A 16,597-nucleotide genomic window follows, 5' to 3' on the forward strand; every position below is an offset into this window, starting at 1 on the left:
CTCTCTCAGGAGGAATCATGATTGCAAGATTGGCATATAGATTAGAGAAAGTACTCGAAGGAATGTCTGTATTTCTCGTGCTGTCGATGACGTTTGTAATTGTGTTTGGCGTCATTATGCGTAAAACCGGTTCGTCTCTAATCTGGTATGACGAAGTCGCCTCTTTGCTGCTGGTATGGATAACCTATTACGGTGCCGCGACCGCAGCAATCAAACGAAGTCACTTAGGGTTTAGTGGCTTGTTATACAGTGCAAAAGGCGCGCTTCAATCCGCCCTGTTTTGGGTATCCGAAGTCATCGTGATTGGGTTCTTTGCCCTCGTTGCTTTTTATGGCTGGACGGTACTTGAGTATTTTGAAGGTGAGACTCTAATCAGCCTACCTTGGGTTCCTGTCCCGTTCGTGCAGTCCGTTATCCCTATTGGCGCCATTTTGTTTATTTTTGCTGAGCTTCTTTCTATTCCACAAGCATTACAAGACATGCGTGAAGGTCGAGATCACGACCGTGCCGAGCTCGAAGAGTACGCAGAGGAATGTGGCATCGATACAGAAGATCTGTTCCCCAGCGGTGAGAAAACACATGCACACAAAAAGATGGAGGCTAAATCATGATCTACCTGCTGTTATTTGGTGGTTTAATTGCATTGGTAATGATCAATGTGCCTATCGCCGTTTCCATTGGCGTGGTTGCCATTAGTGGTATGTTGCTTACCTCTGGTTCTGACGCCATGCTCAATGTGCCACTTACCTTGTATGAAGGTGCGACCAAATTCCCACTACTTGCCATTCCTTTGTTCGTTCTGGCAGGCGAGTTGATGAATACCTCAAGTATCTCTCGTCGTTTGATTGATCTTGTGTCCGCCATGATTGGCTTTGTGCGTGGTGGCTTAGCGATGGTCAATATTGGGGTTTCCATGTTCTTTGCTGAGATATCAGGATCGGCGGTGGCGGATGTTGCTGCGACCGGAAGCGTGTTGATGCCAGCAATGAAAAAGCGCGGCTACAAACCAACTTTTGTTGCCGCCATCACTTCGTCGTCCGCCTCTTTAGCCATCATCATTCCTCCCTCTATTTCGATGATCCTATACGGCGCTATTGCGGATACCTCCATCGTAAAGTTGTTCTTAGCCGGTGTTGTACCCGGTGTACTTGGCGGAGCATTAATGATGGCGCTCTCGTATTACTTTGCTATCCGCTACAACCTTCCGCGTGAAGATGCGTTTAGCTGGAAAAACCTAAAGCAGAAGTTTAAAGAAGCGATTTGGGCTTTGTTTCTTCCCGTCATTATCTTAGGAGGTATTTTTGGTGGTGTGGTTACCGCTACCGAAGGTGCAGGGCTTGCCGTTATCGCAGCGCTTGTCATCGGTTTTATCATCTATCGTGAGCTAACCCTAACCCACTTATACAAATGTATGATTCGAGCAAGCGTTCAAACGGCAGCAGTCATGCTCTTGGTGGCGACGTCGGCTTTACTTGGCTTGTTTTTAACTGAAGTTCGACTTCCTCAAGAAATGGCGCAAGCGATTCTGGATTTCACAGAAAGCAAGATCGTGGTGCTCATGCTACTGAACATCTTGTTCTTTATTTTAGGTATGTTTTTGCATGGTGCCGCGGCCATAATTTTAGTCGTCCCGATGGTTTTACCTTTGGTGCTTCAGTTTGGCATAGACCCTATTCACTTCGGGCTGATTGTGACCCTTAACCTCGCTATAGGGCAACAAACCCCACCTGTCGCCAGTGTACTCGCGACCGCTTGTTCCATAGCTAAAGTGGATATTTGGTCCACAACCCGTGCAAACTTGCCCTTTATTGGTGTGTTGATTGCACTTCTTCTCCTTGTGACTTACGTACCATTTATCACACTCGGTTTGGTCGATTTGGTGTATGGAAAGTAACCCCGTTTAGGGAAGTAGAAAGATGAGCCTCCACAATACGACTGACAAGCCTTCCCTCTATCAGCCAAGGCTGAACAAGGGCATGTCAGCCATTTGATTCACATAACGTGTCTGTAAAGTTCCACGCCGGCACGTTGCTTATGTGAATCCGTCCTTCTGCTTCCCGTTTTTCTTACGCTTGCTCTTAAACCGTACCATCCCCATAATTGTGAAAGAATTGTACACAATGGTATTTCCTTATGACTCGCTCAGCTTTTGCCTTCGAGCAAACCCTGAAAAACAAAACCAAAAAAGACATTCTGGCGGAAAAGATTCTGGAAATGATCGTAACGGGCTTATTACGCGATGGGGATGAGTTACCTAGCGAGCGAGAACTCAGCAGTATGTTTGGGGTGAGCAGAGAAACCGTACGTGGCGCGTTAGGCATTATTCAAGCGTATGGCATGATCCATGTTTCGCATGGTTCCAAAACACGCGTTAATCGAGATGAGCAATTGCTCAAACGCAATGACTGGTTACCGGAGTCTTCCAGCTTACAAATCAACAACCATTCTGTAGATACTGTTTTTGAAAGCCGAAAAGTGATCGAAGCAGCCATCGCTCGTCAAGCTGCGAAAAACATTACTCAATCGCAACTCAACGAGTTAAAAGCGTTGCTGAAACAGCAATCCAAAATGTTCTCAGATCCTGTCCGGTTTCAACTGTCCGATCACCAGTTTCATTTGAGCATTGCTGAAATTGCAGCAAACCCAATTTTCATCAATTATTCTGACGAACTCTATTCCTTTGGTTTGAAATTTCGACGCCAAGTCATGAGTAAAAAAGGTTCCATAGAACAAAGCTATTTAGAGCACATGGCTATTTACGAGGCGTTGAGCCAACACGACGCAGATGCCGCTGAACAAGCCATGCTCAATCACCTCACCAGCGTACATCAAACAACCGTTGAAGAAATGGAAGACGCTTGAATTCGAGAAATCATTTCAGTCGTTTGTTTAGACAGCTTTTCGGATATGCCTTCATCAAACTTTCCTTCTTGCAGTGACAAGTCCAACGATAACGCCATATCCTGTAACTCTGTCGCCCCTATCGCCCCTGCCGTTCCCGCAAAATCATGATAAATACGTTGGAGGTCGCGTGTGTTGTCAGGCGAAACTTCTGATACATCGTGCAAAAATGACGTGGCCATATCGAAGAAAATCGTCAGCCTATTTTTCACTTTTAGATCGCAATGAGCGCATTGATTCAATAAAAATGACATATCAATGCCTTCAATCAACAGTGTCGGTTCTTCAGATGGCCAACGTATCTCGCCCTTGGTGTTGCGTTTTTTGTCGCCAGAAATATCAAGGCAATAAGGAGAGAGTAGCTCCAGTAACTGATCGGCCAGAATCGGTTTTGCAATGCAATCATCGAACACCTCAACACGATAAGACGCTGCTCCAGGGCTGGCACTGGTGCAAATGATGGTTAAATCCGATAACTTCGGGTTCTTTCGAATTTCCATTGCGCATTCAATGCCGTCTACTTCTGGCATGTGCAGGTCTAGCAACAACACGTGATAATGAAATTTCGACAACGCATCCAGCGCTTGCTGGCCATTTTCAACCACATCAACATCCGCGCCAAACATGGCCAGCATGTCGCTGATGAATTCCTGATTTAATTTGTTGTCGTCAGCCACCAGCACCTTTAGCCCACTGAGTGCGTAATCTGTGTCGGAGAGAATGCTTTGCTCATCCACCTCTTTCCCATTCATTTTCCCCACAAGTTGAAGAACATCCGACACGCGAATAGGTTTGCTCAATCGGCAGACATTGCCCTCTACCTCATCCACTTCGTCGATGTTACAAAGCATCGCAACTGGAATTTCAGAAAGGTCGGTGGTTTGAAGAATATCGATGAAAGTTTCTCCAGATATGCCTTCCAATGCTTGGTCCACAAGAATAAGGTCGTAATTACACGTCATCTCTAACGCTTGTGAAGCCGACACCAGATCGCACTCCATGCCTAACCACTTTAACGTAAGCTCAGTGTTTTCTCCGAACAAGGTATTTTCACAGACCAACAAAACATGTGCAGATTCGGATGGTCGTTCGGGTGTGTTAATTAATGGGAAAGACAATTCAAAAGAAAAGAGAGAACCTCGCCCCACTTGACTAAAGCATTCTATTTGCCCGCCCATCAGATGGACGATTTTTTGGCTAATCGATAAGCCAAGCCCCGTGCCTTTGTGGTGTTCGTCCAACTGTGAGTATGGTTTGAAAAGGCGTTCGCGAGATTGCTGGGATATCCCTTGCCCAGAATCTGAGATATTAAAGGCTAGTACCACTTCATGACCGGCTTTCCGCACAACCGATATTCCCACTCCAACGTAACCGTGGTCCGTGTGTTTAATCGCGTTGTTGGTCAGGTTGATAATGACTTGTTCTAACCGAACACTGTCACCCATTAAATGAGCAGGAACATCAGGTGCGACTTGAATGTGCATTTGTACTTGCTTTCCTGCCAAAGCGGGAGTGGATACGGAAGTGACGTGATCAACCACGTCGACCAAACTGAAAGGCTCACATTTCAAGCTCAGTTTTTTCTGTTCAAGCTTAGAAAAATCGAGGCTATCGTTTATGATTTTCACCAAATTTGATGACGCCTGCTCAATTTTCTCTAAATAGTCTTGCGTACTCAGCTGCCCTTTTCCCTGCTTGGCCAAATACACAAACCCCAGAACCGCATTCATCGGCGTCCGGAGTTCATGACTAATGATCGCTAACGTATTGGCTTTATCTTGAGCAATTTGTCTTTCAATGGACATTCGGGTTTCCGCATCCTGCTTATCTTGCTTCAGCAATTTAATGCGGTTTGCCAACGCTACCGAGAATAAGCAAACCTCAACGACGCCCCCTAAATGCATCAGATAATTGGTGAGAACACTGTCGTGTATTAGCCCAATATTCGCCATAGAATTCATGCTGACTCCGACAAACAGGAGTGACCACGCCACCAAATATAGCCCAGAACCTTCAATTCTTTTGTAGAGCGCTGCAACCCCTACCAGCATGCCGATAACACCAGAACCAATGGCAACAGCAAAGCTTAATTGCCCCACGGTAGAGTAAGACACGATATAGGTCATCACTATCAGCAAGACAGAAACCGCCTTAGTGAGCTCTACAATGATGTTCACCCACGGCATATTCTTGCGAATTTGCAGTAATTCTTGGCTGAACAGCAACGTACAAAACGTGAGTAGTCCTGTTGTTATAGGTATCGAACGGCTTGCCCAATCTGGTGCGTTTGGCCACAAATAGTGAAAAGCCAAACCATCCCAACATGCCGCACTTAATGCGGCACTCATAACAAAGAATAAGTAGTAGGCGTATACCTTGTCTCGCAGACGAAAAAATACAAAAGCGTTGTATACAGCGATTAAAAGCAACCCACCATAAAAGAGCCCCAGGAAGAAGTTTTCCTGCCCCAAAGTCTGAGCAAATTCGATGTCAGTGTGGTACTCCAGTGGAATCTGAAGAATACTTTCGCTCTGTATTCTTAGATAAAAAACCGTAGGTTCATTGGAGGAAAAGTCAACGCGAAACGTATTATGCCTGTCGTGGAAGGGGCGAACATCAAACGCATAACGATCCCCAGACTGCTGGTGCACAAGGCGCGTACCGTCTATCACTTGGTAAAAATCTAGGTAGTCCAACGGCGTGTAAGAAACCGTCAAGATACAACAATCTTCTTGCGGTTTCATGAAGATCACTTTTAACCAAAAAGCCGATTTGCTGTAGCCAAAGTTATTCACTTCATTTGTAGAGATAGCTTCCCAATCCGATTGATCCAAAGCCAATACATCATTAATTCTCATGTTCGCACTTACATCTTCAAATTTGCTCATACTGGCAATCGGGATAGACGTTTTCTTTACATGAGCTGAGCTTTCAAAACTCAACATTGAGCTGAGAATGAATAGAATGGCTACAAAGCTATATTTCATAAATGAGACATTAAAGTGCGACATGGAACATTACAATTGATAGTTTTTAAATTGAGCGAAATATTATAAACTATTTCAATATTTGATGGGTTGTTTCATTTTTTTAGCTGATACTCGTTGTAAATAATTAACAAACAATTTCCAAAACTGCATACCAATCTAGGGTCAGATTAGCTCTCATGCCTCATCGTCGTATTTTAGTAGTTGAAGATCACGCTCCTACACGTGAATCACTCGTAAAAGCATTACAGTCTCAAGGTTATGATGTCCTCATCAACATTACTGGTGAAGGCGTCTTTCAGCAGGTTGCTAACAGCCACCCCCCGATAGACCTAGTGCTTTGTGATGTCGTGCTGCCTCATGCTGATGGCACCGAGATTGCACATTGCCTTTCTAAAGAAAAATTATGTAAAGTCATATTGGTATCCAGCCGAAAATCCGATGAAGATCGTATCAAGGGGCTGGCTCGTGGTGCTGATGATTATGTTGTGAAGCCACTGAATATGGTAGAAGTGTTACTTAGAATTCAAGCCGTGTTACGCCGCAATGACGTACCCTCGCATGAACACGATCAAGAATCTATCTACATTCATGTCTACCCTGGTATTCGCCTGCATAAAGAAAATAAGTTACTCCTTCATAAAGACGGGACCGAGTTTCGCTTAACCGATGCGGAAAATGAAGCGCTGCTCTTCCTTATTGGTAACGCCGGAAAGGTATGCACCCGCCCTCAATTAGTGAAGATAACAAAAAGCCAGAATTGGTCGCCTACCGACCGATCTATTGACATGCTAATCAGCCGCTTACGAAAGAAGCTCGAAGCGAATAGCTCACATGCCGAGTTGCTGGTGACGATTCGTGGCAAAGGTTACATGCTTGCTACTCAGTAATAGTAATACTGTCACTTTTTGAACAATACAATTTCGGTTCTGAGCTTGGTTATTTCCACATTATTGGGGTTATCGACATAGCGTTCGATTCCCATTGGCTTTCGAGTTACTTTTACTTTGTTGTGTCTGGCTGCCATCATGGCCATAGACCATGCGTTGCCAAGAAATTGGTATGCACCAGTGTGTTCAACTACATACGTTTCACTTGCTTTTAGGTAACCACAAATAAACGGTTCAGGGACATTCACAGGCTCGGATATCGGATAACATGTGCGAAAATCAAAGTGCATGGTTGCCATATCCATCCTGTCATACAAGGCAAACATTTCCCCTGATGACTCAATATTTTGTTCCGCTAAAAATTCATCCAGTTTAACAATATCCCCTTGCATGGTCGGTCCCATGTCTTGAATGCCTGCACCATTCTCTAGTGCAATATAATGGGTTGCTGGCAACATGCTATTTCCAACCAATGTTAACTCCGAATGCACTTCTCCCGTTTCAACCAAGCTTTTGAGCATGAGCAAACCACGGTCATAATCCATCCCGATCATCGACTTGAACATGCCTTTAAGAAAAAACAAAAACCACGGGACGCGGCTTTCCATTACCCAGCTCAACCGAGTTCCCGAAGCGGTAGGCTCCGCCTTGAATTTAACGATAGCAGTGGACTTAAACGGGCGTAAAAATGTTAGCGACATGTCCAACTGAGTATCCGATTTGCTCGTTAGCACCATACTTCCCGCTCCGACCAAATTTCCGCTCCACTCATATCCTGACTGAATATTTCCTAGATCACCGTTGTAGGTCAAAGTGCAATTTCTTTCCATAATTAACCACGGAGACCAATCTGGCCAATTTTTAAAATTGCTAATAAATTCAGTTATAAATTCTGGTGTCTTTTCAATTTCAATGTCTCGGCATACTTGATAACTCAGCATGTTCACCTCGCGTCCTTTCTAGCCTTTATTTATATTGGACAATTCACAGTCGCACTTCAACGCCATTTCTTACCATCTACAGGTTTGTGTTAAACCTAATACCCCTATACTCAAGCTACCTCAAGGTGCAGGGCTCAGAGCTCTATCTTCTGTTTCGGTTCAATTCTCTCAATTCATAAAGAACTAACGCAGTCGAATGATGAGCCCTTTCCAAGTTCTTTGACTATGAAGTGGGACAGAAGATAAGCTCCCAAGGGCGAGTTTGCTTGACTTCCATGCTGCGTTACCGATTCTTGATTTAGAATAACTAGATCTTCAAATCGATGCCTTGCCTGAAATCCAAGCAACTCTCGCTGAGCCTAGCACTTTGAAGTAGCTTGAGCATAAATCACAAGCTTAAGAGAATAATCAATTAGCTTGATATCTCCGCTCCTTCTACTAGTTTTTTAATATATGGGTCAAAAAAGTTTCCAATTATTCATTGGCGCACACAAAAATACAGATAAGCCGGTGATGAAAAAGGTACGTTGGTTATAGGTATAGGTAGGCATGAAACATAAACAAATCGTCGTCATTGACGACTCGCAAGCTATTCTAATGGTCATGAAAACCATGTTGCTCGAGCTCGGCTATACCAACGTGGTAGCCTCTTCTAACCCTAAAAAAGCTCTGGAATCCATTCGTAACCAACCTCATAAATACAGTGCGGTTTTTACCGATCTCAACATGCCTGAAATTGATGGTATGGAGGTCATTAAGCAGTTAGGCGCAATGCAGTTTGAAGGCGGGGTCTGTATTATCTCCGATATGGAAAGGCGAATCATAGAACTAGCCGCAGACATCGCTAGGCAACATCAAGTTTGCTTACTTGGGAATATTTCCAAACCCATCGATCTAAATAGCCTGAAAAGAGCACTCGATAAACTCAAGCAGATGGAAGAGCGTAACTTTGTACATTACGAGAAAATGTCAAAAGAAGAGCTCATTGAGTGCATCAAAAAACGCTACATTACCCCCTATTACCAACCCAAAGTCGGTGTGCAATCTCATAAGGTTAACGGTGTAGAGGTACTTGCTAGGATTTGTAAGCCTGGTATACCTGAAGCGATTCTTCCTGGTCAGTTTATTCCTACCGCAATGCGTTACGAATTGCTTAATGACATTACTCAGCAGATATTAGAAAAATCTCTCGATGATCTACCGACGCTTTGCAAAGAGTTTGGTCAAGAATTAAAAGTTAGCGTCAACCTTTCACCCAGCCAATTGGTTGACCCGACATATCCTGATGTCTTGAATGAAATTGTCACATCTAAGGGAGTCAATAAATCACAAGTTATCTTAGAAATCACCGAAGAATTTGCCTTAAAAAGTACTGAACAATTGGAGTCCTTAAATCGATTTCGTATCCGTGGCTTTGGGTTGTCACTGGATGACTTTGGGACTGGGTTTACCAACCTACAGCAGCTTCGTAGCCTGCCGTTTACCGAGGTAAAAATTGACCGTAGCTTAATCACAGACATTCACTGCGATCAATTTAACCAAGTTGTCGTGAATTCTCTCGCCGACATATCTTCAAGGTTGAATGTCACGCTGATTGCTGAAGGCATGGAGACAATTGAAGACTTAAGCTACCTCGAAAGTAATTACAAAAGAATGCACATTCAAGGCTTTTTAATTTGTACTCCAAGACCCATCGATAATTTATTTCGCTGGTACCATAGCTGGATAAAAGCCCCAAATTAATGGGTTACAAAAACAATACCTAGGGAGTGTGAAATACGTTAGATCGCATTCCTCTCATATCGCATCCATCTTCCATATAAGCAGGCGTAAATACTTCAAAACCTTGCTTTTGATAATAGGGAACAAGATACGACTGAGCTGAGATAAATACTGGTGCCGAAAATTCATGACGCTGCATCGCCGCTATGGAAACTCTAAGCAATTCGTCACCAAGACCTCTCCCACGATATGCTGAATGCACAACAACTCGCCCTATCGCGGTATCGCTTTTATTCTCACCTAAGTAAGGCTTAACTTCTTCAGGGTACCCCATACCTTGTGGTAACAATCGTGAATATGCCACAACCTCATCACCATCGAACCCAAGAACATGCATAACACCTTCTGCACAATCTTTCCCATCCAAGTCGGAATAGGGCGCATTTTGTTCAACAACAAAAATGTCCACTCTAAGCTTAAGCAATTGATAAAGTTCAATTTGTGTCAATTGTTCGAATGTACAAATTTTCCAGCGCATAGCTCCTCCTTTAAAAACAGAGGAAATATAAGCCCTACTACGCTTTGGAGCATTAACAAAGGTTAATTAGGGTCTGTTGATCTTTCGAGATGATTTTTGCAGCAATTTGTGGGTGATTTATACAAGGCAGAGCTTATTCGGTGTAGTCGCTCTACATCAATGAGCGATAACGCAGTAGAAATAAGCCACAAATGCTGCCCAAAGGGTTCGACTAGGCGTCCCCGTTCTATGCCTTTTACTCATTGTTGCAAGGTATTTGCTTAGAATGCCTAGGCTACATACCTTGCGCCGCGATTAAAAGGCATAGAATTCGAACAAAATTTAACCACGAAAGATCAACAGACCCTAGAGATAACAAACACATGTTGGCATTGCTAACGAGTCATTTTCTTAACGAAAACAACAACAAACAAAGCCATAGTAAAACTCCCCAAGAAGGCTTCAAAAGCAGCAATAAACCGCGCCAACCCAATAGGCGATATATCTCCATACCCGAGTGTAGTGAAGGTAACAACGCTAAAATAAAGTGCATTCAGGAACTCTAAAAAGACCGCCATAGAACCATGCATATCGGGGTAAATAGGATTGGATGCCGTTGTTCCAAGAAAAAAGTAGGCAAGTGCACACATCATGATCAAACACACTGAGAACATCACCACTCGGATTGGCGATTCTCCGTATCCACAGAACAAATCAACACCTTTTGAGATGATGCGTTTGGAACTAAAGCGAGGCATTTGATAACGCCTAAAAACCATCTCCTTTTTAAAAAAATGACCGGCAATTTCAAAAAGCCCTTCTTTCTCACACTGCTTTCGAATGCAACGGGCGACTTCTTCAGCCTCTTGGCATAGTTCAACGGATTTTTTTGTTTCTCCTTGTCGAATGGCGTCCATTGCTTTTCTTTCTTGTTGGAGCTCTTCCCCCCATTCAACGTTCTCCAGACGAGCTCTACTCAAGTCCGCACCAAGCAGATTGCAATTTTCAAGATGGGCACAATGCAGGTTTGACCCAGCCAACGTGCTTTTCATTAAAGACGAACCTCTTAGATCGAGACCAAAGAAATGCGCGTTACGCAAATCGGCTCGATAGAAATCCGCATCACGGCACTTGTACCCTTCTCTGCTTCCTCTATTCACGAGGTTAATGTCTTCAAGTTTGGCTCGAGAAAGCTGGAACCCGTCCAGTGGCTTTCCATCTTTTGCCCATTGTTCTACTTTGGCTTTTACATCATCGTTACTCTTATCCACTTTAGGATCATGCCAATAGCACAATCCCGATTCACCAGCTGATTCATTGCACTGCCAACCATCGGGATTGCAATATTTACATGTTTTGTTTGCTGTCATAAACACTCGCCCTAAAAAGCTCAAAAAAGGCATCAAGCCAATGGCGCCAGATGCAAAATACTTTTTAAGTGTAGGTTGGGATTAAAGCAGTCACAAAACGAGACGTTGATATTTATTCGTTTCCTACTTCTTGTCTTAACCAGTGAACAAATTTATCGATATTCTCACTCTTTTGATGCTGAATAAAAAAATACCCGGCTTCAACAGGTGTTGCCAAAAATGGGCTACATAGCCTTTGTGTTTTTATGTCTTCTTCCAGCAAAGATAACCTTCCCATCGCAACACCAACCCCCGCCTCTGCCGCCGCCATGGCCATATCCGCTCGGTTAAAGAAATGCCCTTTTAACTCACTGGGAAAAATATTATTGAGCTTCATCCACATCTGCCATTCCACATCCTTTGAAGCGTGTCGCCAAGGCATTCCATCGTGCAGCAAAAGGACTTTCTCCCATACGCTGGGATCGTTTTTCCAATCGTGCTGCGCCATCACGGAAGGCGACATGACAGGAAGAAGAGATTCTTTAAAAAGCAAACTGGCGCGAGAATCCCGGTATGGAACCACACCGTAATCAATCACCAAATCAAAATCACCACTGTACGCATCTACTATTGCAGCTTCGGCGTAGCTCTGGATTTGGATATCAGGATAAAGGCTATAGAAATTCTGCAACCTAGGTATCAACCACTTATAGGCAAACGATGGGGTGAGCTTAAGGCGAATTTCTTGTTCAGTGTTCGCAGCACTACGTATACCTTCGATGGCATTATGTATAACCGTTAGCCCTTGCTGGGTCGACTCAAACAGAATCCTACCGTTTTCATTAAGCTGAACACCACGAGAATGTCTTTCAAATAAAGGGAAGCCAAGTTGTTTCTCAAGCAGTGATATTTGCTGACTGATTGCCCCCGTTGTTTTGTGAAGAATACGAGAGGCGCCTGTAAAACTGCCTACCCGCGCAGCGACTTCGAATGTCGATAGGTGGCTAACAATGCTGCTTTTCACAATTTCCATTCTCTCACTCAATCTTTGTGTTTAATTTTTCTAAAGGCTAGATGCAATTTTTATCGATTGTTAAACATTTGTAAACACCAGACACTACAAACAGATTAGCGCTATCGAAATAGACGAATTAAAACGGACAAGTAAAAAATGAAAGCCTTAGTGATTGGAAGTGGTGTTATTGGTTTAACCAGCGCGTGGTATTTAAGACAAGCAGGATTTGATGTCGATGTTATCGATAGGCAAGAATGCAGTGCATTGGAGACCAGCTTTGCCAATGCCGGGCAACTTTCTTATGGCTACTCTGCTCCATGGGCCGCGCCTGGAGTTCCATTAAAAGCCATGAAATGGCTATCTCAAACACATGCGCCACTTAAAATATCTCCACCGTTAGATTCAAACATGATGGGGTGGAGCCTAAAAATGCTGGCAAATTGCACTGAGGAAAAATACCAACAAAACAAATCGAGAATGCTTCGATTGGCGAATTACAGCAAATTGAGCATGGCTGAATTACGGCGATCTCTCAAACTAGAATTTGAAGGAAAAGAGCTCGGTACATTGCAGATATTTCGCAGTGCAGCACAAATAGACGCTGTCGGAAAAGACATGTATCTATTAGAAAAAAGTGGTATTCAACATCATCTACTTAATGTCGAACAATGTATTGAAAAAGAACCAGGGTTAGCAGCAGTAAAGCATAAACTCACAGGGGGGCTGTATCTGCCCAATGATGAAACTGGCGACTGCTTTTTATTTTGCCAGCAGTTGGAACAGCACTGTAAGAATGCTGGCGTTCAATTTCACTACAATCAAGAAGTGAAAGCGATTCAGCATAACCAAAAAGTGATCACCGGAATCACAACCACTCAACAAGAATTTCAAGCCGATAAATATATCGTAGCCATGGGCAGTCACTCTGCGCAATGGCTCAAACCTTTAGGGGTAAATTTACCGGTTTACCCTGTTAAGGGGTATTCCTTAACGGTTCCAGTAGAAAACATAGAGTGCGCACCAAACTCAACCATCATGGATGAAACCTATAAAGTTGCCATTACTCGATTTAAGAACCGGATTCGAGTGGCAGGCACCGCGGAACTGGCTGGATTCAACCAAACCCTTCCGGGCAAGCGCACTCAAACAATCAATAAGGTGCTCACAGACCTTTTCCCCAAGGCAAGCAGATTGTCGGATGCCGAATACTGGACTGGGCTACGCCCTATGACTCCAGACGGAACACCGATCATCGGGCAAACACCATTATCGAATATGTACACCAATACTGGTCACGGCACACTGGGGTGGACACTCGCTTGCGGATCCGGGCGATTATTGGCCGATATTGTTGCCAATCAAACACCGGATATTGAGCACGAGGACTTATCCTACTCTCGCTATACACGTAAATAGCTAAAAAATACGTAACGACATCCCAAAATGTAGCGCTTAGCTGATTTCGCTATTCAAGGCATCAGACGACCTCATCAACAGGGGTAATGAAATTTAATTCCAAATAAGTGATTTTTTACAGAATGAAAAGTACAACCAAATGAAAAGATATACAGAATCATAGTCGATATCTTTATTCTTTTTGAAAAATAATAATTATACAAACCATCATTTCGCACAATTTATAGCCACTATATTGCAAAATATTAGCGATACGTGCTCTAACTCACGATAGCAGCAACAGTTAGATAAAAATATTAACAACTCAGTCACATTCAAGATTAATATATCGTTCGATTTTCACACAAACACAACATCAATATAGGGAAAGAGTCATGCAGTCACTCGTCGACTTTCTTAATGGAATAATATGGAGCCCAGTACTTATTTACTTATGTCTGGGCGCTGGCTTGTTCTATTCCATTACTACTCGCTTTGTTCAGGTTCGTCATTTTTCAGAAATGTGGCGTTTGCTTTTATCAGGCAAAAGCTCCTCTAAAGGCATATCTTCATTTCAGGCTCTCGCGGTTTCGCTTTCAGGACGCGTAGGTACGGGTAACATTGCTGGTGTCGCTGCGGCAATCGGATTCGGTGGTCCTGGTGCGGTATTCTGGATGTGGGTAGTGGCTTTCTTAGGCGCTGCAACAGCCTACGCTGAATCCACATTAGCGCAAATTTACAAAGAAGAAGATGAAGGTCAGTTCCGTGGTGGTCCTGCTTATTACATTGAAAAAGCGATGGGTCAAAAATGGTATGCATGGATTTTTGCTATAGCCACTATCTTCGCGTGTGGTGTTCTTCTTCCGGGCGTTCAATCAAACAGTATCGGTAATGCCGTTGAAGCCGCATTTGGCACGGGCATGATGATAGATACAGGTCTAGGTACTTACAGTTTTGCTAAAATCTTTACTGGCACCTTTATTTCCATCATTTTGGCTTTCATCATTTTTGGTGGTGTTAAGCGTATTGCTAACTTCACGCAATTCGTTGTGCCTTTCATGGCTTTAGCCTACATCGTCATTGCGTTTGTCATTATCCTTCTTAATATTGGTGAAGTTCCACGTATCTTCTCAATGATTGTTGGTGATGCCTTCACTCCAATGGCAGGCTTTGGTGCAGCCATCGGTTGGGGCGTTAAACGTGGTGTTTACTCCAACGAAGCAGGTCAAGGTACTGGTCCTCACGCTGCTGCTGCTGCAAGCGTCGACCACCCTGCGCAACAAGGGTTAGTTCAGTCTTTCTCAATCTACATTGATACGCTACTCGTTTGTTCCGCTACAGCATTTATGATTCTTATCACTGGCGCTTATAACGTACATGGTGGTGCTGAAGGACAATTCCTAATTCAAAATCTACCTGCAACAATCGGTGCTAATGGCCCAGTCTTCACCCAAATGGCGATAGAAAGTACGTTGCCGGGGGTTGGGAAACTGTTCATTGCATTTGCTTTGTTCTTCTTCTCATTCACCACTATTTTGGCTTACTACTACATTGCTGAAACCAACATCGCTTACATTCGACGTACGTTCAAATTGAGTGGAATGATGTTTGCGCTAAAACTGGTCATTCTGTCTGCGGTATTCTACGGAACAGTAAAAACAGCAAATCTGGCTTGGGCAATGGGTGACGTGGGCGTAGGCTTAATGGCTTGGCTCAATATTGTGGGTATTCTGATCATCTTCTTTATGGCAAAGCCTGCACTTAAAGCCTTAAAAGATTATGAACAACAGCAGAAAGAAGGCGTAACCGAATATACGTTTAACCCAATAAAGCTTGGTATTAAAGGAGCAACTTACTGGGAAGAAAAATACAAACGTAAAACCGGTAAATCACCGTCAGCCGAAGAGTCGGCAGATGGCGTAGAACAACCTTCGGTGTAAGCGTTCGTTTTATTCTGACAATACCCAATAGGTAAACAACATAAGGGATAGCGCTTGCTATCCCTTTTTTATTACCAATCCGACTTTCGTAACTTTGCGACCATTTTTAAGCAGCAATTTGTTCGGTATTGATTTTTGGTGAAGGCTTTTTCTCACCAATTGGCAAAATGGTTCTGCCATATTCGTTGTTGAGTACCTGAGCCATCGCAAAATAGATGGCACTCGCTCCGCAGAATATCCCCTCAAAACCAGCAATCGTGCCGATAAACTCACTTCCAGTGAAATCTCGAATTGCCAGTAACGCAAAAAGAATGGTTAGCGAACCAAACACTACTTGCTTTGCGATTGGGTAACACAGTGAACCGATAAACATAAACGCCGTAAAGGTTCCCCATAACGTGAGATACCAACCCATAAAGTGATCAGGACTTTTTGGTAGCCCAAGATAAGGTAGAACGATACAACCGACTAACGTTAACCAAAACAAGCCATAGGATGTAAACGCAGTAGTACCAAACGTATCCCCGCGCTTAAAGCACATCATGCCGACAATCACCTGGCTTAACCCACCATAGAAAATCCCCATAGCTAGAATCATAGAATCAATTGGGAAAAAACCTGCATTGTGGATATTCAGCAAAATAGTGGTCATTCCAAATCCCATTAATCCCAAGGGGGCAGGGTTGGCTAGCTTAGTCGACATATCTCATAACCTTCAAATTTATTAATAAAAAATACAGGAAAATTTTATAAGGTTTTGAAGCTTATTGTGACAATAGCTTGTGCAAACTAAGTTTGTGCCAATGATCAGATAAAACTTGGAGAGTTAGAAGCTTGGTGAGCAGAGGTATGGGTGAATAAAGGTTTGCGTGAGCAGAGATTTGAATGAATAAAAGCTAAAAAAAATGCCAGCGCAAAGGCTGGCATTGATATCTAGTGA

General features: G+C 43.5%; 13 protein-coding genes. 7 read left to right on the forward strand and 6 right to left on the reverse strand.

Going from position 1 to position 16,597, the window contains the following annotated elements; genetic code table 11:
• The first annotated feature begins 17 nt into the window (after positions 1-17).
• The 3 genes from CW749_RS04295 to CW749_RS04305 all read left to right on the forward strand — a co-directional run bounded on the left by CW749_RS04295 (position 18) and on the right by CW749_RS04305 (position 2,862).
• Positions 18-611: a TRAP transporter small permease gene (locus CW749_RS04295; protein WP_101110800.1), complete on the forward strand. Its 594-nt coding sequence runs from the start codon at positions 18-20 to the stop codon at positions 609-611.
• Positions 608-1,894 (forward strand): TRAP transporter large permease, encoded by a 1,287-nt coding sequence (locus CW749_RS04300; protein WP_101110801.1) that lies wholly within the window; start codon positions 608-610, stop codon positions 1,892-1,894. Before CW749_RS04295 ends, CW749_RS04300 begins: the two co-directional genes overlap by 4 nt.
• Before the next feature lie 239 nt (positions 1,895-2,133).
• Positions 2,134-2,862 carry a FadR/GntR family transcriptional regulator gene (locus tag CW749_RS04305; RefSeq protein ID WP_101110802.1) on the forward strand — a complete coding sequence of 243 codons (729 nt, stop codon included), beginning with the start codon at positions 2,134-2,136 and terminating at the stop codon, positions 2,860-2,862.
• On the opposite strand, the gene CW749_RS04310 is transcribed toward CW749_RS04305, so the two are convergent.
• Positions 2,829-5,888, reverse strand: a complete 3,060-nt coding sequence (locus CW749_RS04310) for a 7TM diverse intracellular signaling domain-containing protein (RefSeq protein ID WP_180958319.1) — start codon at positions 5,886-5,888, stop codon at positions 2,829-2,831. The two genes, CW749_RS04305 and CW749_RS04310, sit on opposite strands and share 34 nt — an antisense overlap.
• 179 nt (positions 5,889-6,067) lie before the next feature.
• On the opposite strand from CW749_RS04310, the gene CW749_RS04315 reads away from it, so the two are divergent.
• The gene (locus tag CW749_RS04315; RefSeq protein ID WP_101110804.1) at positions 6,068-6,778 is read left to right on the forward strand and encodes a response regulator transcription factor; all 711 of its coding nucleotides are present in this window, start codon (positions 6,068-6,070) and stop codon (positions 6,776-6,778) included.
• An 11-nt stretch (positions 6,779-6,789) separates the two neighbouring features.
• Here the strand turns inward: CW749_RS04315 and CW749_RS04320 are convergent, their stop codons facing one another.
• Positions 6,790-7,719, reverse strand: a complete 930-nt coding sequence (locus CW749_RS04320; RefSeq protein WP_101110880.1) for an SRPBCC family protein — start codon at positions 7,717-7,719, stop codon at positions 6,790-6,792.
• 549 nt (positions 7,720-8,268) lie between these two features.
• Between CW749_RS04320 and CW749_RS04325 the strand changes: the two genes are divergently transcribed.
• On the forward strand, positions 8,269-9,462 hold the full coding sequence (locus tag CW749_RS04325) for an EAL domain-containing response regulator (protein WP_101110805.1): 1,194 nt from the start codon (positions 8,269-8,271) through the stop codon (positions 9,460-9,462).
• Between the two features lie 19 nt (positions 9,463-9,481).
• Here the strand turns inward: CW749_RS04325 and CW749_RS04330 are convergent, their stop codons facing one another.
• From CW749_RS04330 to CW749_RS04345, 3 genes are all read right to left on the reverse strand, one after another.
• Entirely contained in the window at positions 9,482-9,979 is a 498-nt protein-coding gene (locus tag CW749_RS04330; protein WP_101110806.1) for a GNAT family N-acetyltransferase, read from the reverse strand.
• Positions 9,980-10,353: 374 nt separating this feature from the next.
• On the reverse strand, positions 10,354-11,328 hold the full coding sequence (locus CW749_RS04340; protein WP_101110807.1) for an ion channel: 975 nt from the start codon (positions 11,326-11,328) through the stop codon (positions 10,354-10,356).
• Between the two features lie 112 nt (positions 11,329-11,440).
• Positions 11,441-12,340, reverse strand: coding sequence for a LysR family transcriptional regulator (locus CW749_RS04345; protein WP_101110808.1), 900 nt, complete (start codon positions 12,338-12,340; stop codon positions 11,441-11,443).
• Between the two features lie 138 nt (positions 12,341-12,478).
• Between CW749_RS04345 and CW749_RS04350 the strand changes: the two genes are divergently transcribed.
• The gene (locus tag CW749_RS04350) at positions 12,479-13,738 is read left to right on the forward strand and encodes a D-amino acid dehydrogenase (protein WP_101110809.1); all 1,260 of its coding nucleotides are present in this window, start codon (positions 12,479-12,481) and stop codon (positions 13,736-13,738) included.
• A gap of 374 nt (positions 13,739-14,112) precedes the next feature.
• On the forward strand, positions 14,113-15,657 hold the full coding sequence (locus CW749_RS04355; RefSeq protein WP_101110810.1) for an alanine/glycine:cation symporter family protein: 1,545 nt from the start codon (positions 14,113-14,115) through the stop codon (positions 15,655-15,657).
• A gap of 106 nt (positions 15,658-15,763) precedes the next feature.
• On the opposite strand, the gene CW749_RS04360 is transcribed toward CW749_RS04355, so the two are convergent.
• Positions 15,764-16,360: a GPR1/FUN34/YaaH family transporter gene (locus CW749_RS04360; RefSeq protein ID WP_101110811.1), complete on the reverse strand. Its 597-nt coding sequence runs from the start codon at positions 16,358-16,360 to the stop codon at positions 15,764-15,766.
• Positions 16,361-16,597: the final 237 nt, after the last annotated feature.

Source organism: Vibrio sp. vnigr-6D03 (assembly GCF_002835515.1).
GTDB classification, from domain to species: Bacteria; Pseudomonadota; Gammaproteobacteria; order Enterobacterales; family Vibrionaceae; genus Vibrio; species Vibrio penaeicida.